The sequence below is a fragment of the Microbulbifer mangrovi genome (assembly GCF_002009015.1).
Lineage (GTDB): Bacteria > Pseudomonadota > Gammaproteobacteria > Pseudomonadales > Cellvibrionaceae > Microbulbifer > Microbulbifer mangrovi.
The window spans coordinates 1-23,896 of the sequence record NZ_LZDE01000322.1; the positions used below are offsets into that span (position 1 = coordinate 1).

Annotated in this window: 18 protein-coding genes; 14 read left to right on the forward strand and 4 right to left on the reverse strand. The window is 58.2% G+C overall.

The genetic code is table 11. The features are described from left to right. The first annotated feature begins 208 nt into the window (after window positions 1-208). From B4U49_RS11990 to B4U49_RS12050, 13 genes are all read left to right on the forward strand, one after another. On the forward strand, window positions 209-739 hold the full coding sequence (locus B4U49_RS11990) for a cytochrome c-type biogenesis protein (RefSeq protein WP_239692604.1): 531 nt from the start codon (window positions 209-211) through the stop codon (window positions 737-739). Next, window positions 732-2,000, forward strand: a complete 1,269-nt coding sequence (gene ccmI, locus B4U49_RS11995; RefSeq protein WP_078084838.1) for a c-type cytochrome biogenesis protein CcmI — start codon at window positions 732-734, stop codon at window positions 1,998-2,000. Before B4U49_RS11990 ends, ccmI begins: the two co-directional genes overlap by 8 nt. A gap of 229 nt (window positions 2,001-2,229) precedes the next feature. Continuing rightward, the gene (smc, locus tag B4U49_RS12000; RefSeq protein ID WP_078084839.1) at window positions 2,230-5,733 is read left to right on the forward strand and encodes a chromosome segregation protein SMC; all 3,504 of its coding nucleotides are present in this window, start codon (window positions 2,230-2,232) and stop codon (window positions 5,731-5,733) included. A gap of 105 nt (window positions 5,734-5,838) precedes the next feature. Then, entirely contained in the window at window positions 5,839-7,329 is a 1,491-nt protein-coding gene (zipA, locus tag B4U49_RS12005; RefSeq protein ID WP_078084840.1) for a cell division protein ZipA, read from the forward strand. A 135-nt stretch (window positions 7,330-7,464) separates the two neighbouring features. Beyond that, window positions 7,465-9,501 carry an NAD-dependent DNA ligase LigA gene (gene ligA / locus B4U49_RS12010; RefSeq protein ID WP_078084841.1) on the forward strand — a complete coding sequence of 679 codons (2,037 nt, stop codon included), beginning with the start codon at window positions 7,465-7,467 and terminating at the stop codon, window positions 9,499-9,501. Window positions 9,502-9,732: 231 nt separating this feature from the next. Then, window positions 9,733-10,167, forward strand: a complete 435-nt coding sequence (locus B4U49_RS12015; protein WP_078084842.1) for a hypothetical protein — start codon at window positions 9,733-9,735, stop codon at window positions 10,165-10,167. 128 nt (window positions 10,168-10,295) lie between these two features. Next, entirely contained in the window at window positions 10,296-11,708 is a 1,413-nt protein-coding gene (locus B4U49_RS12020; protein ID WP_078084843.1) for a class II fumarate hydratase, read from the forward strand. 433 nt (window positions 11,709-12,141) lie between these two features. Continuing rightward, window positions 12,142-12,348, forward strand: a complete 207-nt coding sequence (locus B4U49_RS12025; RefSeq protein ID WP_078084844.1) for a hypothetical protein — start codon at window positions 12,142-12,144, stop codon at window positions 12,346-12,348. Window positions 12,349-12,394: 46 nt separating this feature from the next. Beyond that, window positions 12,395-13,459, forward strand: a complete 1,065-nt coding sequence (locus B4U49_RS12030) for an AraC family transcriptional regulator (RefSeq protein WP_078084845.1) — start codon at window positions 12,395-12,397, stop codon at window positions 13,457-13,459. 350 nt (window positions 13,460-13,809) lie between these two features. Next, window positions 13,810-15,603 carry an acyl-CoA dehydrogenase C-terminal domain-containing protein gene (locus B4U49_RS12035; protein ID WP_078084846.1) on the forward strand — a complete coding sequence of 598 codons (1,794 nt, stop codon included), beginning with the start codon at window positions 13,810-13,812 and terminating at the stop codon, window positions 15,601-15,603. 104 nt (window positions 15,604-15,707) lie between these two features. After that, window positions 15,708-16,061 carry an SCP2 sterol-binding domain-containing protein gene (locus B4U49_RS12040; protein ID WP_158078613.1) on the forward strand — a complete coding sequence of 118 codons (354 nt, stop codon included), beginning with the start codon at window positions 15,708-15,710 and terminating at the stop codon, window positions 16,059-16,061. Window positions 16,062-16,473: 412 nt separating this feature from the next. Then, window positions 16,474-18,111, forward strand: coding sequence for an AMP-binding protein (locus tag B4U49_RS12045; RefSeq protein ID WP_078084848.1), 1,638 nt, complete (start codon window positions 16,474-16,476; stop codon window positions 18,109-18,111). A gap of 149 nt (window positions 18,112-18,260) precedes the next feature. Next, the gene (locus B4U49_RS12050; protein ID WP_193432843.1) at window positions 18,261-18,788 is read left to right on the forward strand and encodes a phosphate-starvation-inducible PsiE family protein; all 528 of its coding nucleotides are present in this window, start codon (window positions 18,261-18,263) and stop codon (window positions 18,786-18,788) included. A 77-nt stretch (window positions 18,789-18,865) separates the two neighbouring features. On the opposite strand, the gene B4U49_RS12055 is transcribed toward B4U49_RS12050, so the two are convergent. The 4 genes from B4U49_RS12055 to B4U49_RS12070 all read right to left on the reverse strand — a co-directional run bounded on the left by B4U49_RS12055 (window position 18,866) and on the right by B4U49_RS12070 (window position 23,067). Next, window positions 18,866-20,662, reverse strand: a complete 1,797-nt coding sequence (locus tag B4U49_RS12055; RefSeq protein WP_078084849.1) for a M28 family metallopeptidase — start codon at window positions 20,660-20,662, stop codon at window positions 18,866-18,868. Between the two features lie 65 nt (window positions 20,663-20,727). Further along, window positions 20,728-21,858, reverse strand: coding sequence for a M14 family metallopeptidase (locus B4U49_RS12060; protein ID WP_078084850.1), 1,131 nt, complete (start codon window positions 21,856-21,858; stop codon window positions 20,728-20,730). 82 nt (window positions 21,859-21,940) lie between these two features. After that, a complete protein-coding gene (locus B4U49_RS18870) occupies window positions 21,941-22,201 on the reverse strand; it encodes a hypothetical protein (protein ID WP_143735640.1) in 261 nt (86 codons plus the stop codon). A 290-nt stretch (window positions 22,202-22,491) separates the two neighbouring features. Next, complete coding sequence (locus B4U49_RS12070; RefSeq protein ID WP_078084852.1) at window positions 22,492-23,067, reverse strand: lipid-binding SYLF domain-containing protein; 576 nt, start codon at window positions 23,065-23,067, stop codon at window positions 22,492-22,494. A gap of 280 nt (window positions 23,068-23,347) precedes the next feature. On the opposite strand from B4U49_RS12070, the gene B4U49_RS12075 reads away from it, so the two are divergent. After that, on the forward strand, window positions 23,348-23,866 hold the full coding sequence (locus tag B4U49_RS12075) for a hypothetical protein (protein ID WP_078084853.1): 519 nt from the start codon (window positions 23,348-23,350) through the stop codon (window positions 23,864-23,866). Window positions 23,867-23,896 lie beyond the last annotated feature (30 nt).

The following is a 23,896-nucleotide window of genomic DNA, read 5'->3' on the forward strand; positions in this document are numbered from 1 at the left end:
TCTACCAACTGAGCTAACCACCCCGCGTCAGGAGCTGCGTATAGTAATGATATTTTTTTGGGCGTCAACGCTTTTTGGAAATTTTTTTGTGATTCAATGAGTTAAGCGCGATGGCGGGCAATTGCAGGCGGCGGCTGAAGCACCGCAGAGGTATGTAGTGGCGTCGCCTCACTGTTATAATTCGGCCACTTTTGACTGGAGAGAATCCGTGCTGATCAAGTTCCAAAGGACGTTGCTCATTGCCATGCTGACCCTGCTGGCTGCACTGGTCATGCCCGTTTCTGCAGTTCGCGCTTCGGTGGAGGTGGAACCGCTTTCCACGCCGGAGCTGCAGGCGCGCTATCAGGTACTGATTGAGGAGATGCGCTGCCCCAAGTGCCAGAACCAGAATCTGGCTGGCTCCGACTCCATGGTGGCTACGGATTTGCGTCGCGAGATTCGCCGCCTGCTGGAAGAGGGATTCAGTGACCAGGAAATCAATGAATACATGGTTGCCCGCTACGGTGACTTTGTTTTGTATCGCCCCCCGTTGCAGCGCAACACCATGGCATTGTGGCTTGCGCCGGGCATTTTTGCGGCGCTGGGGCTGCTGACCCTGATCGTGATCGTGGTCCGCTCGCGCGGTGGACGCGGCGGCCGACAGAATGATGAATCTGATGAATTGAGCGTGGAAGAGCAGCAGCGTCTCGCGCGGCTGTTGAACACGGGTGAACAGGGCGGAAGCAAAACCAATGACTGATCTCTGGCTGATACTGGCGCTGCTGTTGCTGCCGCTCGCGTGTTTCATTGCGTGGCCGCTGTTGCGCGGAAATGGCAAGGTGGCGTCTGCGCCGTCGGATGATGTGGATGCCAGCACCCAGGCGGCACTATACCGGGAGCACCTGGCCGAGCTGGAGGCGTCTCGCGCCAGCGGCGCGGTGGATGAAGCCCAGTACCAATCCTTGAAAAATGAACTGGCGCGTAAGCTGCTGGCTGAGGAGGGGGGATCCTACCGGGTTTCCCAGGCGCGCAAAGGCGGGCGGGGGCTCTTGTTTGTGCTCGCGTTTGCACTGCCGTTCACAGCGGTGGGGCTGTATTTTTACTGGGGCGCTCATCAGGACCTGTCCCTGCACCGGGATCTGGTGGCGAGCCAGTCCGGTGAAACAGACATGGTGGCCGAGGCCCGCATTACGCAGCAGTTGAAAGCGCGTGTTCAGTCGCACCCGGAGGATATTTCCAGCCGCTATGTGCTGGCTCAGCGTTTGCTCGTAAGTAACGACCTGCAGGGCGCGATTGCGCAATATCGCTATATTGTCGCCCATGAGCCCGACGCGGCGAATATCCGGGCGGAGCTGGCTCAGGCACTGTTCTTTGGCAATGGATCAAAGATGTCGCCGGAGGTCCTGCACGAAGTGGATCAGGTGCTGGCGATCCAGCCCAACAACACAACTGCTCTCGGCTTGGCGGGGATCGCGGCGTTTGATCGCGAGGATTATGCGGGTGCCAGGGATTTCTGGCAGCGCGCACAGGCGCAGATGACCCCGGGGTCCAGTGCTGCCCAGGCGCTGGCCGCCGGTGTTGCGCGGGCGGAAAAGGCGATTGCTGACGCTGGTGGTCAGGTGGCGGTCAATGAAGCGCCGCAGGCCGGCTCCCCGGAGAGCGCGAAGGGCTCAGAGGGGGGCGCCAATCGAATTGCGCTAAAGGTTACCCTGCCGGATAACATTCAGTCCTCCCCGGATACCCCGGTGTTTGTTTACGCGCGCACCGCCGATAGCCCCATGCCGGTGGCGATTGTCCGGCTCACGGCAGCGGATCTGCCGGCGGACGTGGTGCTCGACGAGTCCCGCGCAATGATGCCCGGCCGCAGTCTCAAGACGGTGGACGAGGTAGAGCTGGTTGCGCGACTGGCGATCAATGGCAATGCCCGCCCGGCACCCGGGGATTGGCAGGGCGAGATTAAAGGCCTGACCCGTGCCGACTGGGGCAAGTCCATCCATATCTCGATCAACGAGAAAATCTGACCTCATCCGGTATCCAAATAGCGCCATGCCCCCTCACGGTGAAAGTGGGTGGGGCAGTCAAAAATAGCGCTGAAACCGCGCCCGCAGCCATGTACAATCGGCGGTTTGCAAAGACAAATCGGCGATTTGGCTGCCCGGCGGCCGGATCCCTCCTGTGATTACAACGAAGAGCGTTCGGCGGCGGCAACTGTGACCGTACGGACGCCGGGTATTACCGAGTTTCAAGACCATGCGTTTGAAGTGCATCAAGCTGGCCGGGTTCAAGTCCTTCGTCGATCCGACCACCGTTTACTTCCCTTCCAACCTCAGCGCCGTGGTCGGCCCCAACGGTTGTGGCAAGTCAAATACCATCGACGCCGTGCGCTGGGTAATGGGGGAATCCTCCGCGAAAAATCTTCGCGGTGACTCCATGACCGACGTCATCTTCAATGGCTCCAGCGGCCGCAAGCCGGTGGGTCAGGCCTCCATCGAACTGGTGTTCGACAATTCCGCCGGCAAGCTGACCGGTGAGTACGCGGCGTTCAGCGAAATCTCTGTTAAGCGCAAGGTGACCCGAGACGGGCAGAACAACTATTACCTGAACGGTGAAAAGTGCCGCCGGCGTGACGTGACCGACCTGTTTCTGGGTACCGGTCTCGGCCCGCGCAGTTACGCGATCATCGAACAGGGCATGATCTCCAAGCTGATCGAGGCCAAGCCGGAAGAGCTGCGGGTATTTATCGAAGAAGCGGCGGGTATCTCCAAGTACAAGGAGCGCCGCCGCGATACTGAGAACCGCATGCGCCGCACCAATGAGAACCTGGAGCGTCTTACCGATATCCGCGATGAGCTGGATCGCCAGCTGTCCCGCCTCGAACGGCAATCTGCAGCAGCGGAAAAATACAGCCGCTTCAAGGAAGAGGAGCGCACCCACAAGGCACACCTGCAAGCCCTCAAGTACAAAGACCTGGACGATCAGGCTAAATCCAAGCAGCAACAAATCGGCGAGCTGGAGCTAACCGTAGAGGAACTGGTCACTCGCCAGGTGAGCTGTGACACCGGTATTGAAGAGCAGCGCGTCGCTTACCACGATCTGTCCGATGCCTTTAATGAGGTGCAGGGCCGTTTTTACTCGGTGGGTGCGGATATTGCGCGTCTGGAGCAGAGTATTTCCCATGCACGCGAGCGCAATGCCCAGCTGCAGAGCGATTTCTCCCGCACCGAACAGGAATACAGTGAATCCCAATCGCTGCTCGCGGCGGATCAGGAAAAGGCAGTCGAGTTTGACGCTGAGCTCGAAGTCATCGTCCCTGACCTGGAAATGGTACAGGCAGCAGAAGAAGAGTCTGCACAGGCATTGCTGACCGCTGAAGATCAGATGCGCGATTGGCAGAACGAGTGGGATCAGTTCAACCAGGGCGCTTCTGGTTCGCGTCAGCGGGCCGAAGTGCAGCAGTCGCGTATCCAGCATCTGGAAACCTCGACCCAGCGCCTGCAGGACCGTATCAGCAAGCTCCAGAGTGAGCGCGAGAGCCTTTCCGGTGCTGGCGATGACAGCGAACTGGAACAGCAGAACGAAGAGTTGGCAGAGCTGGAGATGCAGCTGGCGGAACTGCGCGAATCCATTTCGGAGCAGGTCGAGCAGCTCGCGGAATTGCGTCGCCAGGAAACCGATATCGCATCCGAGCTGGATAAAGAGCGCCTACAACTGCAGACCAGCCGCGGTCGCCAGGCTTCCTTGGAGGCTCTGCAGCAGGCTGCAATGGGGCAGGGCAAAGCGGTCGCCAGCTGGCTGGAACAGCAAAACCTGCAGGATCGCCCGCGCCTCGCGGAGCAGATCAGTGCCCGTTCCGGTTGGGAGACCGCGGTGGAAACCGTACTCGGTGCCCAGTTGCAGGCGGTGTGTATCGATCAGATTGAATCCCTGCAGGCGTCACTTGCCAGTCTCGAAAGTGGCCAGGCGGTCTTTGTGGATGGCAGTAGTGTTTCTTCTGTCGCCAGTGGCAGCCTGCCCAAGCTGGCGGACGTCGTGGATGGGCCCGCGGCCCTGACAGGCCTGATCGACGGTATCTACACCGCCGAGGACCTGACTGCGGCACTCACCCAGCGCGCACAGTTACGCGCCGGCGAATCCATTGTTACCCGCGATGGCCTATGGGTAGGCCCGAGCTGGCTGCGTGTGAGCCGCGGCGCCGATGCGGAAGCCGGCGTGCTCGCGCGCAAGCAGGAACTGGAAAACCTCGAGCAGTCCCTGGCGGAATGCGAGGCGCGCATCGAGGAGCTGTCCGAGCAGCGCGAACAACTGCGCGGACGTGCGGTAGAACTGGAATCCGGTATCGAGCAGGGTCGTAACAACGCCGAGCAACTGAACCGTCGCACCGGCGACCTGCGCAGCCAGCTGTCTGCCCAGCGTGCCCGCCAGGAGCAGATGGACGAGCGCCGCCGTCGTATCGAGCAGGAAATTGCCGAAGTAAAAGAACAGAAGGAGATGGAATCCGAAGCCATCTCGGAAGCGCGAATCGTGCTGCAGGAAGCGGTCGAGGCCATGAGCGACGATACGGATCGTCGCGAGACAATGCTGGCTCGCCGCGAAGAACTGCGCGAGGCGCTGGATAGCGCCCGCCAGCGTGCCCGTGAAGACAAGGACCGCGCGCACGAACTGGCGATGCGCGAGCAGTCCGTACGCACCCAGAAAGTTTCGCTGGAGCGCACCCTGCAGGTCCTGCGCGAGCAGGTAGAGCGCCTGCAGGAGCGGCGCGAACAGCTGACCCTGCAAATGGAGGAGGCTCAGGACCCGTCCCAGGATTTCCAGGCCGAACTCGAAGACAAGCTGGGCCAGCGTATCGAGGTGGAAAACGAGCTTTCCGAAGCGCGCAAGAAACTGGAAGATGTCGAATCCAGCCTGCGTAATCAGGAGCAGGAGCGCCACAAGGCGGAGTCAGCGCTGCAGGGGGTGCGGGCACAGCTGGAGCAGCAGCGTCTTGCAGCCCAGACACTGGAAACCCAGCGCAATGGTCTGGTAGAACAATTGCGCGAGGCGGACCATGATCTGGATGTGTTGCTCGAGGAACTCCCGGAAGAACTGACTATCGAAGCAGTACAGCAGGATATCGAGCTGGTGGCCGCGCGTATCTCCCGTCTGGGCCCGATTAACCTGGCGGCCATCGACGAGTACAAGCAGGAATCCGAGCGCAAGCACTACCTGGATCGTCAGTACGATGACCTGACTGATGCGCTGGAAACCCTGGAAAACGCTATCCGCCGTATCGATAAAGAGACCCGGACCCGTTTCAAGGAGACCTTTGATCAGGTTAACGGCGGTCTGCAGGAACTGTTCCCGAAAGTATTCGGTGGTGGTCACGCCTATCTTGAACTGACCGGCGACGACCTGCTGGATACCGGCATCGCGATCATGGCGCGTCCGCCGGGTAAGCGAAACAGCACCATCCACCTGCTTTCCGGTGGGGAAAAGGCGCTGACGGCCATCGCTCTGGTGTTCTCCATTTTCCGCCTGAATCCCGCACCTTTCTGTATGCTGGATGAGGTGGACGCACCGCTGGATGACGCCAACGTCGGGCGCTACGCGCGGATGGTAAAAGAAATGTCCGCACACGTGCAGTTCATCTACATTACACATAACAAGATCGCCATGGAGATGGCCGATCAATTGCTCGGTGTGACCATGCACGAGCCGGGTGTATCGCGCCTGGTATCCGTGGACGTGGAAGAGGCAGCGGAGTTGGCGTCTGCGTAATGGAAGTACAGGGTTGTTTAAATCGGAAGATCCCGGTGGATTGCAACATGTGGAGCCCGGGCTTTCCGGCTCGATGGATGTCGGCTTAGGGAGAGGGATGCACAAATGGACAACTGGCTGATCAATTTGCTGGCTCTGGTGCTGCTCGGGGTAGTACTTGATGGTGCGCGTCGCGCCTATCTCAAGCACCGCGACACCATGAAAGTTTCCCGCAACCTGTCCCGATCCATGCGCCGGGATATGGATGACTATAACGATGATATTCTCTCGCCGTCGCGCGCGGTTGAGTCGGGTGAGCGCGCCCAGCCGCCGGCCGCAGAAAGGCCGTCATCCGCTGCGCCGGCTGCTCGGGACAACCCCCGTTTTGCCGAGCCCGATCTCGAATATATCGATCCGGAAGAAGCGGAGAAGCGCCGCCAGATTGCCGCGGAATTGCCCGGTACCGTGCGGGTAGTGCAGCGCCGCAAGCCGGAGGATGCCTCTCAGGTCAATCGCAAGGTGCAGCAGAATTTCCAGTCCTCGCGCAAACCCCTGGCGGGCAGTAAGCCCGAGCGCCGCGAGGGAGACGCGTCTGTGGCTGCCGTAACCGCTGAGCCGCCGCGTCCCCATGTGCCGGAACAGGTCTCCCTGAACCTGGAAGAGCAGGTGCCCATGCTCATGGATTCCGTGGCTGATACGGAGCAGGTGTCGACCATAGAGCCGGAATCTACAACCGTCCTGGATGGTCCCGCAGACCTGGATGAGGTTGCCCCTGAGCTGACACACCAGCAGCCACTGGAGCAACAGCCGGAAGCTTCTGGACCAGTAGCCGGCAGCCGCGATCGGGATACCGATCCGCTCGGTAGTCTGGCTCAGGAATCTTTAGCTAGCGACCGCCGTGAACCGTCACTGGACGAGTCTGTAAGTCTTGAATCCCTACAGGAGGTTTCAGAGCCTGTCGAGGATGCAGCGGCATACACAGAGTCCGAGTCTCCGGCCAAGTCCGGCTGGGCCGCTGCGGATCTGAAATTGCCGGAACTCAAGTTTCCCGAATTCAAGAAGCCGACCCCTCCGGCTCGGGAATCCCGCGGCGCAAAAGATAGCCGTGATGCGGGCAGCAGTCGTGCGGGTAAGCGCGGTGGCAAGGGCAAGGCCGCGGAGTCATCCAAAGAGCGGGCGGTGGAAGAAGTGTTGATTCTCAATATCATGGCGCCGGCGGGCGACTGTTTTGAGGGCAATGACCTGTTGCGCGTACTGCTTTCCAGTGGCCTGCGCTTTGGCGACATGAATATATTCCACTATCACTGCGGCGAAGCGGGCGAAGGCCCGGCGCTGTTCAGTCTTGCGAATATTGTGGTGCCCGGCACTTTCGATATGTCCGAGATGGAAGATTTCACCACTCCGGGAGTTAGCCTGTTTCTTGCGCTGCCCGCGGAGGTGGAAGCCCTTAAGGCCTTTGATACCCTGCTATCCACTGCACGCGGTATCGCAGAGCAGCTGGGTGGTGAACTGAAGGATGAAAACCGCAGTGTCTTCACCGCACAGACCGCAGAACACTATCGCCAGCGGGTAATGGAGTTCCAGCGACGCAAGGCGCTGGCCCGGGCCCAGGCGTAAAGCGTCAGCCCCTCCCTCTGCGGAGGGGCTTTTGTATCGGGCCTGGTATTGCCGGTAATCTTCCGATTATTTGCCTGATCATCCCCTGTTAATTCCATTGCCATCGGCAAGTATTTTCCAATTCGCGAAAACACAATGACAAAGAGCATTCCCCAGGAAAAGCAGCAGCGCGTCAACGAACTGCACGAGATCCTCAACCGCGCCAATTATGAATACTATGTGCTCGACACACCGGAATTGCCGGATGTGGAGTACGACCGTTGTCTGCGTGAACTGCAGGCGCTGGAAAGCGAATATCCGCAATTGGTCACTTCAGATTCGCCCACCCAGCGCGTGGGCGCTGAGCCTCTCGCCGCATTTACCCAGATCCGCCACGAGATGCCCATGCTGTCGCTGGACAATGCGTTCAGCGATGAAGAGATGGAAGACTTTGATCGCCGTATCCGCGATCGCCTGAATAGCAGCGCGCCGGTCGAGTATGCCTGTGAACCCAAGCTGGATGGCATTGCCGTCAGCCTGCTGTACCGCCAGGGAATTCTGGAGCGCGCCGCCACCCGCGGTGACGGTACCGTGGGCGAAGATATCACCCAGAATGTGCGCACCATCTACTCGGTCCCACTCAAGCTGCTCGACGAAGATGTGCCGCCGGTGCTCGAGGTACGCGGTGAAATCTACATGCCCAAAGCGGGCTTTGATGCCCTGAATGAAAAAGCCCGGGCGGCCGGAGAAAAAGGTTTTGTAAATCCGCGCAATGCTGCCGCTGGTAGCCTGCGTCAGTTAGATTCCCGCATTACGGCGCAGCGCCCGCTGGAATTATGCGTATACAGCGTGGGCATCGTGGAAGGCGGCGACTTGCCCGAGCGCCACTCTGAGGTGCTAGAGCAATTGAATCGTTGGGGATTCCGAATCAACAGTGAAATGGCGGTGGCGGCGGATATACAGGCGTGTATCGAGTACCACCGCAAGCTGGGTGAGAAGCGCGCGCAGCTGCCGTATGACATCGACGGTATCGTGTTCAAGGTGAACAGTATTCCGCTACAGCGCCGCCTGGGTTTTGTGGCGCGGGCGCCGCGCTGGGCGACTGCCTACAAATTCCCCGCGCAGGAGGAAATGACCCGCTTGCTGGATGTGGAATTTCAGGTGGGGCGCACCGGTGCGGTGACCCCGGTGGCGCGGTTGGAGCCGGTTTTCGTCGGCGGCGTAACTGTGTCGAATGCCACTCTGCACAATCGCGATGAAATCGCGCGCCTCGGGGTAAAGGTTGGAGATACGGTGGTGATCCGTCGCGCGGGTGACGTGATTCCCCAAGTCGTTTCCGTGGTGGAGAGTCGCCGTCCGGACGGTGCCCGGGATATTGAGTTTCCCACCCACTGCCCGGTGTGCGATTCACCGGTCGAGGCGACCCCGGGTGAAGCCGTGGCCCGTTGTAGCGGAGGACTTATTTGTAGCGCCCAGCGCAAGCAGGCGATCAAGCATTTTGCCTCGCGCAAGGCCATGGATATTGATGGGCTCGGTGACAAGCTGGTGGAGCAGCTGGTGGATGAAGGGCTGCTGAAGTCGGTGTCCGGTCTTTACCATTTGTCTCTTGAGCCTTTGACCGGTCTCGAGCGCATGGGCGAAAAATCCGCGCAGAACCTGCTGGGCGCACTGGAAAAAAGCAAGAACACAACCTTGCCGAAGTTCCTCTACGCGCTGGGCATTCGCGAGGTCGGTGAGGCAACCGCACGTAATCTGGCGCGGCACTTTGGTGATCTCGAGCACCTGATGCAGGCGGACCGTGAGGCCCTGCAACAGGTCGATGATGTGGGGCCGGTGGTGGCCCACTATGTGGCCGAATTTTTTGAGCAACCCCATAACCTGGAAGAAATTGCCGCGCTGCAGCAGGCCGGCGTGCACTGGGAGGCGGAGGTGCGGGAAGAGGGCTCGCAGCCATTGGCAGGGCAGACCTGGGTGCTTACCGGCAAGCTTGAAACCCTGTCTCGCAGCGAAGCCAAGGATTACCTGCAGCGGCTCGGCGCCAAGGTGGCTGGCAGTGTCTCCGCCAATACCCATACGGTAGTGGCGGGGCCGGGTGCAGGCTCAAAACTGAACAAGGCGCGCGACCTCGATCTGCCGGTACTCGATGAAGAAGGGCTTATGGCCATGTTGCGCGAACAAGGTATTGAAATTTAACCGTCCTGATCGGTTTATCGACAACCTGTCTGGTGTATAGGCACCGGTGTAACGGCAACGTGTATCACCGCACGGTTCACATGTAGAAATTGCGACGAGATTGCAGATTTCGCCGATTTCCACAGTGGCATTCTGTGGTTTGCGCCGTTACAGTTGGCAGATAAAGTTTTATGAATTGGCCTGCAGGCAGTGGTGAATACGCTGCGGGGGCAGCGTAGGGGTTAGCGCAGAGTGATTCAGGGCGATCAGGAATCCATTGTTTACGGCTGTATCAAAGACAGTAATAGCCTGACCGGCGGCAGTGACCGCCGGCGGGTCAATCGTGAAGCTGTCCTCGCCTTGCCGAGTGCCGATGAGTGGCCATTTCTGTGCCGCGACATGTTTTCGATTCCCACCATCAAGGTCAAACAGTCCCAGTACCAGACAGACGTGATTCATTTTGGCGCGTCCTACCGTGCGGTGGAGTACGAGTGGAATCACTGGATCCAGAAGTTCGAGGAATTGCTGCAAAGCATGTACTGGGTTTCCGCTACCGTACACCTCGAAACCGAACTGTCTGGTACGCATTCGTTTACCTGGGAGGCCGCAGGTCTCTACCATGAACCCGGCTGTGGCGACATGCAGGTACGCTGTGAATGGACCCAGGAAGGGCGTGTGAGTATCTGATCTGCATCCGCTGATCGGTACCTGTATTCCCGCCGGCGTGGTTTTTTTGACCTCGCGACGCTCTACGCTACTCTAGTCCCGATGTACCAGTCTTAGATATCCAGTCAAATTCCGACCGGGGGTAGCGCATGACTGAATCCTCTTCCGGCTCACCGGACGATTATCGCATCGAACAAGACAGCCTGGGTGAAGTGCGGGTGCCGCAGCGTGCCCGTTATGGCGCCCAGACCCAGCGTGCTGTGGAAAATTTCCCGGTCAGTGGTTACTCCCTGCCGGTGGAGTTCCTGCGTGCGGTAGTGGCGATAAAAAAGGCGGCAGCCGAGGCAAACCTCTGTCTCGGTATACTCGACAAGGAGGTGGCGGAGGCAATCACCGCAGCCTGTGACCGACTGTCGGAAGCCGACTTTCAGCAACAATTCCCTATCGATATCTTTCAGACCGGTTCCGGTACCAGTACCAACATGAACGTCAATGAGGTGCTCGCCCGCATGGCGTCGGAACAGAGTGGTCTGGCGGTGGGTGCCAACGATCACGTCAATATGTGTCAGAGCAGTAATGATGTGATCCCCTCGGCGATCCACCTCTCCGCTTTGCTCGCGTTGCAAAATAAACTCCTGCCGGCACTGGTGCACCTGATCGATGTGACCGAGGAAAAAGCCGTTGCAGTAGAGGGTGTGATCAAAACTGGCCGCACCCACCTGATGGATGCGGTACCGGTTTCATTATCTCAGGAATTGAATGCGTGGGCGGCGCAAGTGCGTCTGTGTAAGGAGCGGATCGAAAATTCACTGCCGCGCCTCGAGCAACTGGCCCAGGGGGGAACCGCAGTGGGCTCGGGATTAAATGCACATGCGGAATTTGCCGAAGTCTTTGCGCGCAAGCTGAGTGGCGATTGTGGTGTTTACCTGCGCCCGGCAGAGAATCCGTTTGCGGCCATTGCCAGCCAGGACACCGCCGTGGAGGTTTCCGGGCAACTGAAAACGCTGGCGGTGGCGCTGATGAAGATCGCCAATGACCTGCGCTGGATGAACAGCGGCCCCCTTGCCGGATTTGGCGAGATCGCGTTGCCGGCACTGCAACCGGGCAGCAGTATCATGCCGGGCAAGGTCAATCCGGTGATCGCGGAGTCTGTAGCGATGGTTGCTGCCAAGGTGATGGGCAATGACACCACCATCACCGTGGCCGGGCAGAGTGGTAATTTTCAGCTCAATGTCATGTTGCCGGTGATTGCATTTTCCCTGCTGGAAAGTATCCGGATACTCAGCACCGGCACCCGTTTGCTGGCGGACAAGGCGATAGCAGGGTTTGAGGTGAACGAGGCGCGCATGCAGCAGGCCCTGGCGAGGAATCCGATCCTGGTAACCGCGCTCAACCCGGTGATCGGTTATGCGCGCGCGGCGGAAATCGCCAAGGCGGCATATGCCAGCGGGCGACCGATACTGGATGTCGCGGTGGAAATGACGGATCTCCCCAAAAGTGAACTGGAAAAATTGCTGGATCCGGCGCGTCTGAGTCAGGGGGGAATCATCGATGGTGACTGAAATATCCTGGGGTGGACCGGGTAGTCAAGGCAGGTAAGTCTCGGGACTGCGCGCTTCGCTCAGCTGAGCAGTAAAATGCCCAGCAGGATTGAGCCCGCCAAAAGCATCATACATTCGACCCATATGGCCAGTTTACGCAGGGCGCTCCGGTCTTCAGACCGATAAAGTAATCGCTTGCCCATGGTCTGCACCTCCATTTTTCTCCGGTGTATCCGCTTCTTCAGGGAAGCGGTTGATGGTCCGGTTCGTTGACAGCTGCAGGACGATGCTGCACGATTCTGCGCCGTGAGTGGCGCCGGACCCTGCAGTCGACACCGCAAGTATGCTGTCGATACGTGCTATCGGTGGGTGCCGGTTACCTCACTATTATTAAGGGTAGTGTTGGCGCAGTTCGCCGACCAACCATTCATTTCCCAGCCAAAGTGTTTTTGTTATGGCCAACAAACGCCGCCGTTCGTTTATCACCAGTGTGCTCGCCTGTATTGCTTTTATTGCGGCGGCAATCTGGAGTTGGGACCTGCCGGTGGCGGATGTGCTCAGCTATCTGGTGTTGATGCTGGTGTTTCTCGCGGTGATTGTTTCTGTGGCATTCGGCTTCGGAGCGTTGTTGAACTGGATTCGCAATCGCCGCGGCAAGTAATAAAAACGGATTAACCTTAATTTCTGCCCAGGTCGCCAGTTGTCGAATGGAAAACACCCACGAAGATATCCGAATCCCGATTACCTATGTACAGCGTCTGCTGGATGAAGCCTCCCAGCACGGATGCGATCGCGCGGAGCTGCTCGGTTCGGTGGGTATTTCCGAGCAGGATCTGGAGGATACCGCGGCGTTTTCCGCGGTGAAATACGGTCGTCTTTACCAGCGTGTGATGTGGCTGTCACAGGACGAGTGGTTTGGCATGCTGAGCGGTGGGCGGGTGCGCTCCGGCTCTTTCCGATTGCTGTGTCTGACAGTGGTGAACTGCGCAACGGTGCGGCAGGCGATTACCCTGAGCGCCCAGTTTATGGAAATCTGCCGCGGGTTTCGCGTCAAGCCGGTGTTGTACCGGGAGGGCGACAAGGATCGCGTGGTCATCGAGGGGATCAGCTCCCTGCAGCCCGGCGAGTTTGATCAGCTGATTGCCGAGACTTCGCCCGGGGTCATCCGCACCACCTTGGCGGTTTGGCATCGCTTTTATTGCTGGCTGGTCGGTCGGGAAATCCCGCTGGCAAAATTGCATTTTTCATTTTCCTGTCCGGAAGAGTTCCTGGCCCTGGCGCAGAGTGAGGCCGAAGAGTTGCTGTTTGATCAGCCGGGCAATGCACTCGAATACGAGAGTCGCTATCTGGATTATCCCATTGTGCAGAGTCCGCAGACCGTGGAGGACTTTATCCGCACAGCGCCTTACCATCTGGTAATCAGTGACGGCAACGCCAACAGCATCAAGACCAAGGTGAAGACCATTCTCAATCGGGATGTGAGTGAATCCATGCCGGCGGCAGAGGCGGTGGCCGAGCGCCTGAACATGTCGGTTACCACGCTGCGGCGCAAGCTCCAGCAGGAGAACACGTCTTACCAGAAACTGAAAGACGAGTGCCGTATGGAAGCGGCGTTTCACTATCTCAGCTGTCCGGATCTCTCCAACACCCAGATTGCGGAAATGCTCGGTTTTGATGAAGCCAGTGCGTTTTTTCGCGCGTTCAAGAAATGGACCGGGGTGACTCCCGGAGAATATCGCAAAAGCCCGCGCTCCTCCGCCGCCGGCGTGTAGCTACTGTCGCCGGGCCACTTCTCTCTTCACGCCTGCACCATATTGACGCAATTTCTTACTGCGGGGCCGCTGACTGTGGCTCCACTCGCGATCGGTAGTGCCCGTTAAAACTCTCTGCGCCAAAGCACTTTTTGACCGCTGCGTCAGGCAGTTTTATGTCATTTTCGCGCCGTATTTTGTTAGTGCTTTGGACTCTTTTCGCCATAGTGAGTATTGCCGATTTGCAACTAATATGAATAAAAGTAAAAGTTGAGTCACCGACAGGCGTGGATCTTCCGCAGCCGGGCAATGACTCCCGGGATGACAAGACCCGGTCCACCGACGACCAATATCGAAAGAGGGTATACAGGATGAGCGAGATCAAAATTCCCCTGCGTGACATGCGCTTTGCGATGCGCGAGCTGTTCAACTGGGATCAGCACTACGCAACGCTGGGTTATGAAGACGCTAGTCCCGATGTGGTGGATGCCATCCTGGAAGAGGGCGCCAAGTTCTGTGAGAACGTACTGGCTCCGCTGAACCAGATCGGCGACCAGCAGGGCTGCACCTGGAATGACGGCGAAGTCAAAACCCCGGAGGGCTTCAAGGAAGCCTACCAGCAATTTGTCGAGGCCGGCTGGCCGTCACTGGCACACCACGTGGATCACGGCGGGCAGGGCCTGCCGCCGTCCCTGGGCACCATCCTGAGCGAAATGGTGGGTACCGCCAACTGGTCCTGGGGTATGTACCCGGGCTTGTCTCACGGCGCAATGAACACCCTGGAAGCCCACGGTACCGACGAACAGAAGCATACCTACCTGACCAAACTGGTAGAGGGCAGCTGGACCGGCACCATGTGTCTGACCGAACCCCACTGCGGCACCGACCTGGGTATCCTGCGCTCCAAGGCCGAGCCCAACGACGACGGTTCTTACTCCATTACCGGCACCAAGATTTTTATCTCTGCGGGTGAACACGACATGGCGGAAAACATCGTGCACATCGTGCTCGCCCGCCTGCCCGATGCGCCTGCCGGCACCAAGGGAATTTCCCTGTTTATCGTTCCGAAATTCCTGCCCAGCGAAGACGGTTCCGTGGGTGAGCGCAACGGCGTGAGCTGTGGCTCCCTGGAACACAAGATGGGCATTCACGGCAACGCGACCGCGGTACTGAACTTCGATGGCGCCAAGGGTTTCCTGATTGGTCCTCCCAACAAGGGCCTGAACTGCATGTTCACCTTCATGAACACTGCGCGCCTGGGTACTGCCCTGCAGGGCGTTGCGCACGCGGAAGCGGGCTTCCAGAAGTCCCTGGCGTACGCCAAGGATCGCCTGCAGATGCGGTCCCTGAGCGGCCCGAAAAACCCGGAAGGTGCGGCGGACCCGATCATCGTGCATCCGGATGTACGCCGTATGCTGCTGACCCAGAAGGCCTTCTCCGAAGGCGGTCGTATGCTGGTCCTGATGTGTGCCCAGCAGGTAGATCGCTCCCAGAGCGGCTCCGATGAAGAGCGCAAGGACGCCGACGATCTGCTGGCGTTCCTCACGCCGATCGCCAAGGCGTTCCTGACCGAGACAGGTTACGAGTCTGCGAACCTGGGCATGCAGTGCTTCGGTGGCCACGGTTACATCGCCGAGTGGGGCATGGAGCAGAACGTACGCGATTCCCGTATCTCCACGATTTACGAAGGCACTACCGGTATCCAGGCACTGGACCTGCTGGGCCGCAAAGTGTTGATGAGCCAGGGCGAACTCCTGCGCAAGTTCACCAAGATCGTGCACAAGTTCTGCCAGGCAGAAGTCGACAATGAGGCACTCGCTCCTTACGTTTCCAAACTCCAGGAAATCAACAAGGAGTGGGGCGAGCTGACCATGAATGTCGGCGTCAAGGCCATGGAGAACCCGGATGAAGTGGGTGCCGCTTCCGTGGACTACCTGATGTACTCCGGTTACGCGGTACAGGCCTACCTGTGGGCGCTGTCCGCGAAGGTGGCCAACGAGCAGATCGCTGCGGGCACTGCGGAAGAAGACTTCTACCGCGCCAAGCTGGCGACCGCACGTTTCTACTTCGACCGTATCCTGCCGCGCACGGCCACGCATGCCAGCGCGATGCAGAGCGGTGCCGAAAACCTGATGAGCCTGGATGCGGAACACTTCGTATTCTGAGTTTGATGTAGAGAAAACACCGCCGCTGGCAACAGCGGCGGTGTTTTTGAATCCGGCTTTTGTCAATGGCGGTGATCGCTGGATATTTATTACGCGGAGCTTCGATGCATCTACCCGTGCAAATCATTGAGCGGCTACAGCGACTGACTTGTCTGCCTGAAACCGCTCGGATACAGTTCCGATTGCCCGATGGCAGCGATTTTTACCTGCAGGTCCAGAAGCGACAGGGCGAAGATCAATCGTCCGTGGGCGCGACCAGCGGGTCTATTGAAGCCCGACAGATCGCAGGCCTGACGGAAGATGCGGATCTCGAACTGGAGATGTCATTCAACACCCTGAAAGGCATTAGCGACGGCCAGTTGAGTGCGCGTCATGCTTTTCTACTGGGGGATATCCGCTACACCGGAAACCGCGAACTGGCGGCAGCGCTGGCGGACCTGTTCTGCACACACGGCTGACCGGGGATTACCTCCCGCGGAATAGAATTGCTGTGCAATCAGTGCTCCAATATTCACAGCAGTGATCGCCGATCCGGTTTTCCAGCAGGAGACTGGCGGCATATAAAACAAACAATAGAGAAAAATAACGGGGCCGAAAAATTCAGGCGCCTTATTTGTCTCACATAGCGACATTCACCGAATAACTATCAAAACTTACAATAATCATCTGTCCGCAGAGCGCTTCGCTTGAGGATTTCGTCTATATACGGACATGGGTACCAGATTAGGGCATTCGGCTGCGAATTTTCGCGGTTGGTTAATTTCCACGTCATGGTATCTTCGGTCCGCAACCTGATCGATAATCCCGGGTTAAGGGGCGTTCCGCACTGCGCGGACAGCACCACAAGAACAACATTTTGGGAGAAATAAGTTGGACATCGAACGCAGCATTATTGACGTGTTTTCGTCTGCCACGGCCAAATACGCCGATCGACCGGCCTTTACCTGTCTCGGGCACACACTGACGGTTGGGGATATTGACCGTCTGAGCGCCAACTTCGCCTCCTACCTGCAGAACAAGACCAGCCTCAAGCCGGGTGATCGCATTGCGGTACAGCTGCCCAATGTGCTGCAGTATCCCGTTGTGGTATTCGGTGCGCTGCGCGCCGGCCTTACCGTGGTCAACACCAATCCCCTGTACACCAAGCGCGAACTCAAGCATCAGCTGAATGATTCCGGTGCCAAGGCGCTGGTGGTGCTGGCGAATATTGCCGATACCGCTTCTGAGGTGATTCCCGAGACCTCTGTAGAGCAGGTGATTGTTTCCGAAATTGCCGACCTGCACCCGCCGCTCAAGCGTATCCTGATCAACAGTGTCGCCAAATACATCAAGAAAATGGTGCCGGAGTTCAGCTTCAGCAACCGCGTAAATTTCCGTGACGCCATGTCTGCCGGTGCCGCTCAGCCGCACCAGGAAGTGCAGCGTACACCGGACGACCTCGCCGTTCTGCAGTACACCGGCGGTACCACCGGTGTGGCCAAAGGCGCGATGCTGACCCACCGTAACCTGGTAGCCAATATGGAGCAGGTGCGCGAGGCGCTGGGTGACTCCATGCGCGAAGGCGAAGAGTTTTACATTGCGCCACTGCCGCTGTATCACATTTACGCGTTCACCCTGCACTGCATGTGCCTGTTCACCACCGGCAGCCACTCGCTGCTGATTCCGAACCCGCGGGATATCCCGGGCTTTGTGAAGACCCTCAAGGGCAAGCGTTTTACCGGATTCTGCGGTCTGAATACCCTGTTCAATGGCCTGATGCGTTGTCCGGATTTTGCCGAATTGGACTTCAGTAAGTTGCACACTACCTGCTCTGGTGGCATGGCCCTGACCCGCGCAACTGCGGAGAAATGGGAGCAAATGACCGGTTGTGTGGTAACCGAGGGTTACGGCATGACAGAAACCGCACCGGTGGTTTCCTTCAACCCGGCGGATGCTGTGCAACTGGGCACCGTAGGCGTCGCAGTGCCGGGCACCGAGGTCAAGGTGATCGATGAAAACGGTAACGATTTGCCGAATAACACCCCGGGTGAACTGTGTGTCCGCGGTCCGCAGGTGATGAAAGGCTACTGGGAACGACCCGAAGCGACGGCCGATACCATCGATTCCGAAGGTTGGTTGAAGACCGGCGATATGGCGGTCATTCAGGACGACGGCTACATCAAAATTGTCGACCGCAAGAAAGACATGATCATTGTGTCTGGCTTCAACGTGTATCCCAACGAGATCGAGGATATCGTGGCGGCACATCCGAAGGTTGCCGAGGCTGCGGCAGTGGGTATTCCCGACGAGCGCAGCGGGGAGGCGGTGAAGCTGTTTGTGGTAAAAGCAGACGAGTCCCTGACCGCAGACGAGGTAGTCGCATACTGTCGCGAAAACATGACTGCGTACAAGGTGCCGCGTAATATCGAGTTCCGCGAAGACCTGCCCAAGACCAATGTGGGCAAAATTCTGCGTCGCGAGCTGCGTGATGAAGAGCTGAAAAAGCTCGAGGAAGCGACGGTCGCATGATCCTGTAGCTGCTTTTGCCTGATGTAAAGGCAACACATAAAAAACCGCTGCTTGCAGCGGTTTTTTTATGTCTGGAATGCAGGGGAGTGCAGGAAATATACGGTGCGCTATAACTAGTGGTGCACTGACTTCGATCCCAGAGGCGCGCAATGGAAAAGAAAAACAGGCGGCATATCATTCTTCACGAAGAGCTGCCCGCCGAGCACGAAGATCCTCTGATCCGGATATTGCATATCGTCATTCGCGCTTCCATCCGTTTTCTGGCGGTACTCATGGCACTGGTGATCATGTGGAGTGTGGCGGATGTGGTTTGGGTGCTATACCAGCGCCTGACCACGGAGCCCAAGCTATTGCTTGACCACGGTGATTTGTTTGATGTTTTTGGGGCAATTATGTTGGTGCTGATCTCTATTGAGATTTTTATCAATATCCGGCTCTACCTGGGTTCCAACGTCATACCGATTCAGCTTGTGGTTGCCACTGCGCTGATGGCGATTGCACGGAAAGTGATTGTGCTCGATCTGGATGATACCGGGCCGGAGTTCGTCGCCGGCATTGCGATGACGACGCTGGCACTGGGCGTTACCTATTGGCTGATTGCCAAGAAAGAGAGGCTGACCTACGAGCCCCGCGGCGCTGCGCGCGAAGGGGAACAGGGTAAGTCCCTCGCTGAATAAGTCGATGGTCAAAATTAAAAAAGGGGCGCCCGAGGGCGCCCCTTTTTAGCTTGGTCTGCTCGAGCGAGCAGGGTCACTTACTTTCTGCTGTCCGCCGTTTTATCGCGGGCGGCTTTAAACTCATTGCCCTTGTACCAGTTCGGCCAATCGCGGCTGTTGGCCAGTGCCAGGCCAATGTCGAGGCCGAGAGCCAGGTCAAGTGCGGCACCTTCCATGTTCCACTGTGGATCATATTCATCACCGGGCTTGTGGTAGTGCTCTGCGGTGTACTCTTCGCCTTTCTTCTGCGCCCATTCGCGGCCGTGCTCGAAGCTGTCGGTACCGGAATCGAAATAGAGCATGGGTACGCCCTTTTTCGCCAGGCTGAAGTGATCGGAGCGGTAAAAGTAGCCGCGCTCAGGATGATCTTCCGGTGCCAGGTAGCGCCCCTGGGTTGCCGCAGCTTTTTCCAGAATCTGCTCCAGCTCACTGTTGCCGTATCCGACAACGATTACGTCGCGCATCGGGCCGAGTACACCCATGGCATCAAAGTTGATACCGGCGACAGTTTTCTCCAGGGAGACCACCGGATTGGCGGCGTAGTATTTGGAGCCGAGCAGGCCGGACTCTTCGGCGGTTACCGCGACGAACACCAGTGAGCGCTCGGGCGCCTGCGGCATCTTGGATACCTGGTGTGCCATCGCCAGCAGGCCGGCGGTACCGGTTGCATTGTCGACCGCGCCGTTAAAGATCTGGTCGCCGTCATCCGCGTGGGTGTTTACCCCGAGGTGGTCCCAGTGCGCGGTGTAAATGATGGCTTCATCCGGGAATTTGCTGCCCTCGATTTTGGCCACCACATTGCGCGAATTGGAAGTGCGGACCTTGCTCTTGAGATCGACGGAGGCCGTCAGATTCAGGGGCTTGGGTTTGAAACCGCGTTGTTTCGCCGCGTCCATTTCCCGCGCCAGATCCAGTCCCGCTGCGCTGAACAGTTCCTTGGCCGCATCGCCGGTGATCCAGGACTCCACCGCGACGCGGTCGGCATTTTTGTCTTCGGCCTCAAGGCTGATTTGCGCTCCGGACCAGCTGCCGCTGACCACTTCCCACGGGTATCCGGCAGCACCGGTTTCATGGATGATGATGGCGCCGGCAGCACCCTGACGCGCGGCCTCTTCGAACTTGTAGCTCCAGCGACCGTAGTAGGTCATGGCGTTGCCGTTGAACAGGCTCTTGTCCTGGGTGGCATAGCCGGGATCGTTCACCAGGATAACCGCGGTTTTCCCTTTCATATCCAGGCCGGCGTAATCATTCCAGTCATTTTCCGGAGCGACGATGCCGTAACCGACGTATACCAGCGGGCTGTCTTTCAGCTGGCTTTCCGCTGTCTGGCGCTGGGTGAATGCGACCATGTCGGTGAGGGGCTGCAGGGACTGTTCGAAGTCCTTGCCCTGGATTTCGAGCGGGGTGCTCTCTATTTGCATCTCCACTACTGGAACTTCCTGGAACCAGCTGGGGTTGCCATTCGCATCGGTGGCGCCGGGCTTCAGGCCCAGTTTTTTGAACTCGTCCGCGAGGTAATTCACGGTCAGTTCTTCGCCCTCGGTGGCGGGGGCGCGTCCTTCAAACTTGTCCGAGGCGAGCACCGCGATGTGCTTGTGCAGGTCTTTGGCGATTTCCGCCACTTCTGCTTTCTCCTCGTCAGTCAGCGTTGGCTCGCTGATTACCTCGGCGGTGGGCATTTCTTTCGGTTGTGTGGCCGCCTGCTCGCTGCCGGCTGTTGTGGCAGATTGTTCGGCGCCGTTGTCGGCAGCTTCTTTGCTGCAACCGGCGATTGCGGTCAGTCCCGCAAGGGCCAGGGGCAGCGCCAGGCGCCGCCAGTCAGAGGGCTTTTGCATAAGGGGTCCTTTTCTGGTTATTGGAAGTAGGGGGAGTGCGGCACGGCGTGCCGCTGGTCTTTCAATTATTTTTTATCCATAAAAGCGAGCGTCTCGCGGATCGGGAACAGCATATCCCGTGCCAGACTGCGGCAGCGCGCGGGGGACCAGCCCTCGATAGGATCTGGCAGGTTGTCATTGTCCTTGAACGGCATTTCCAGGGTGAGTGCCAGGGTGCGGAACTGGTGCCCACACCAGTTGGTGCCAACGGTCATGTTGGCCTCACCGGGCTTGTCCAGAGGGTAGCCGCGCTCGGTCTGGAAGTCCGGGCTGATTTTCTCAAAGGCCTGCTTGAAGGTGTTTTCGAGCGCCGCGTGTTTGTCGTCGTAACCGGGAATGCCCTCGCAGGCAGCGACGAAATTGAAGGGCAGGGCCTCATCGCCGTGAATATCGAGGAACATGTCGCCGCCGGTAGCGAGCATGCGTTCCCGCACCAGATAGACTTCGGGGCTGCTCTCCATACTCGGTGACTGCCACTCGCGGTTGAGGTTGGCGCCCGCTGCGTTGGTGCGCAGGTGTCCGCGCACACTGCCGTCCGGGTTCATGTTGGGCACCACGTAAAACACCGTGTCTTCCAGCAGGCTGAGTGCTGCGGAGTTGGATTCATCCAGCAGTGTTTCCAGGAAGCCTTCCACAAACCATTCCGCCATGGTTTCTCCCGGGTGCTGGCGGGCAATCATCCATACCTTTTGCTTTGCGGACTCCGGATTGCCGACCGTGAGCAAGGTCATTTCCCGGCCGTCCAGGGTGAGGCCGAGGGTCTCTTGCTGTACCCGTTCGTCGGACTGCGCCCAGGCAAGCAGGTCCAGGTGGCGATCCCAGGAGTACGGGGCGAAGTACGCGAGATAAATGCTCGGCTGTTCCAGGTCGACGGTGAAGTCCAGTACCTTGCCGTCGTATTGTGCATCGATACGGAACCAGTTGTGGCGATCGTAGGATGCACACACCCGGTAATTTTCCCAGCCTTCGGGATAGGCGGCCTTGCCGGCATTGGTAACGCGCAGTGGGTACTCTTTACCTACCTCACCTTCGAGGCGAAAGTGGAACCACTGATAAAAGTCCGACTGGTTATCGATCTTGATGGCGAGTTCGACAGGGGTGCTGTTTTTGTCGATAACCTGGATATTGCCGCTGTCAAAGGCGCTGCTGATGTGCATGCGAGGACTCCGCAGTATTCGTGGGCGAACGGGGTGAAAGCGCCGGTAGCCATTGGCGTGTCCGGCATTTTTTGTGCTTGGGCTAGCAGGATACAGATTCGAACTGAAAATTCAGGATAGCCCAGGGCAGCTTGAACGAATTCTCTATCAGCTGATTCTTTTCGAGAACAATATATTGAATGGTGAGCGGGATGGTATGTTTTTTGGCTGTGCGGAAATGGATCGCCCAATTCAAATAAAGTGCATGAGAATTTGGGACAGGAATAGGAGGATTCAAACGCCCCCAATGCCCCAAATAAAAAGGCGCGGTGTCCTTGCGAACACCGCGCCCCTGCCAATCCATGGCGGCACCTGCTGAGACTACTGCTCCTTGAAATTTCTGGCGTCAGACCAATGACGACTTCTCACTGCCCCGGTCAATGCGCGGTGCGAACCACTACCGCACCATCAGAAACGTTGTACTGCTCCCTGACATACCTCAGTAGGTGCTGTTTAAAGTTTAGGCAGCCCAATTGCGGGCTGCCCCGTACAAGTGAAAACTTGGCGTGTAAACGGTTAACTTTTAGACAGCTTATGCAGTTATGGTTAACGGCCGAAAGATTTCGCTGATCTGCCCGCCTGTCGATACAGGTGTCAATCGAAATTAAGTTCGCTGTCTTTCCAGTACTTGGTCCCCTTGAGCGTAGCCTGCAGGGCGATGCCGCTCTCGGTGAGCTGGTAAACCCGCATGCCGTCGACGACGACTTCTCCGCCCACTGCGACGCCTTTGTCCTGGGCCTTGGCGGCGGCGTCGGCGTGGCCGCCGAATGACCAGCCGCGCTCCACGAAGCGGTTCATCACTTCCGGAGAGTCAAATACGAACAGGGCGCGAAAATCTTTTATACCAATACCCAGGCCGAGGCCCACTTCGCCCATTTTCATATAGGTGCGTTCGCCGGACTTGCTCACTGCCACACCGTAGCCGGTGGAGGCACTGGCCAGCAGCAGGTTGACATTAACGTTACTGAATACTGCGTATCCCGGGGCGCGAGCCACGTCGCTGCGCAGGTCGGGCTTCAGGTCATACAGTGCGTTCAGTACCTCGCGCTCGGTTTGCTGGATATGTTGGCGCTGGTCATCGCGGGTCTGCCCCGGGGCGGCACAGCCGCTGATCACAAGCAGGTTGGCGAGCATGATGAACAGGCTGCAGTATCGGACGTAAGCTGGCATGGTGATTTCTCCATCGCTACCCCACCGGGTCCGATGTATGGATCGGATCCCCTGGGGTGGATTGTTAGGGGTATGGTTGTTGGTATCTCCCCGGGGTGGCGTTGCCGGAATTTGTCGCTACGTGGCACCAACGGTGATCAGAATACCGACGATGTTTTGTTGTGCCTGCGACCTGGCGCACAAAGATCCAATTGGCGCCACTTTCCGTGCGGCGGGCAAATCGGTATTCTTGCGGGCCTGTACTATCTGGCGAAATGTTCCAATAAAGGAATCTAAATCCATGAACAAATCCATCAAGCGCGGCATCGCAGTTTCCTGCCTTCTGACCCTGATGCTGAATCTCACAGCATGTGGCTACTTTCTGTACCCTGAGCGCAAGGGGCAGGCTGGCGGTCGAGTTGATCCTGTTGTGGTCATCCTTGATGGCGCAGGCCTGCTGTTCGGTATTCTGCCCGGTATCGTGGCTTTCGCGGTGGACTTCACCAATGGCACCATCTACCTGCCGGCCGGTGGTTCTTCCGCCATTGACCGCCACCTCACCGCAGTAGACCAGGACGCCCAGGATGCTGACCTGATGGAAGAGGGCAAGCCGGTCATCGACCAGAATGGCCAGGCCTGGATTGAGCTTCCGCTTGAAGCCGTTACTGGCGATCAGGAAGTTGAAAACCTGGAGCAGGTACGCGCGGCGCTCGGTGAGTACACCGGCCAGCAGATTGCCGCTGCGGATATCGTATGGCTGGAAGACCTGGCTGCGCTGTCCCAGGCGCGCGCTGCCCAGCAGGCGACCGTATCCCGCTGATACGCGACCTGTGATCGCTTTGTCGCATAA

Excerpts from the sequence above, each read along its gene's own strand:
- B4U49_RS12035 (WP_078084846.1), top strand. The coding sequence starts at position 13,810 with ATGAGCGAGATCAAAATTCCCCTGCGTGACATGCGCTTTGCGATGCGC.
- B4U49_RS12050 (WP_193432843.1), top strand. The coding sequence starts at position 18,261 with ATGGAAAAGAAAAACAGGCGGCATATCATTCTTCACGAAGAGCTGCCC.
- B4U49_RS12075 (WP_078084853.1), top strand. The coding sequence starts at position 23,348 with ATGAACAAATCCATCAAGCGCGGCATCGCAGTTTCCTGCCTTCTGACC.
- B4U49_RS12030 (WP_078084845.1), top strand. The coding sequence starts at position 12,395 with ATGGAAAACACCCACGAAGATATCCGAATCCCGATTACCTATGTACAG.
- B4U49_RS12040 (WP_158078613.1), top strand. The coding sequence starts at position 15,708 with ATGCATCTACCCGTGCAAATCATTGAGCGGCTACAGCGACTGACTTGT.
- B4U49_RS12020 (WP_078084843.1), top strand. The coding sequence starts at position 10,296 with ATGACTGAATCCTCTTCCGGCTCACCGGACGATTATCGCATCGAACAA.
- zipA (WP_078084840.1), top strand. The coding sequence starts at position 5,839 with ATGGACAACTGGCTGATCAATTTGCTGGCTCTGGTGCTGCTCGGGGTA.
- B4U49_RS12060 (WP_078084850.1), bottom strand. The coding sequence starts at position 21,858 with ATGCACATCAGCAGCGCCTTTGACAGCGGCAATATCCAGGTTATCGAC.
- ccmI (WP_078084838.1), top strand. The coding sequence starts at position 732 with ATGACTGATCTCTGGCTGATACTGGCGCTGCTGTTGCTGCCGCTCGCG.
- B4U49_RS12055 (WP_078084849.1), bottom strand. The coding sequence starts at position 20,662 with ATGCAAAAGCCCTCTGACTGGCGGCGCCTGGCGCTGCCCCTGGCCCTT.
- smc (WP_078084839.1), top strand. The coding sequence starts at position 2,230 with ATGCGTTTGAAGTGCATCAAGCTGGCCGGGTTCAAGTCCTTCGTCGAT.
- B4U49_RS12025 (WP_078084844.1), top strand. The coding sequence starts at position 12,142 with ATGGCCAACAAACGCCGCCGTTCGTTTATCACCAGTGTGCTCGCCTGT.
- ligA (WP_078084841.1), top strand. The coding sequence starts at position 7,465 with ATGACAAAGAGCATTCCCCAGGAAAAGCAGCAGCGCGTCAACGAACTG.
- B4U49_RS18870 (WP_143735640.1), bottom strand. The coding sequence starts at position 22,201 with ATGGATTGGCAGGGGCGCGGTGTTCGCAAGGACACCGCGCCTTTTTAT.
- B4U49_RS12070 (WP_078084852.1), bottom strand. The coding sequence starts at position 23,067 with ATGCCAGCTTACGTCCGATACTGCAGCCTGTTCATCATGCTCGCCAAC.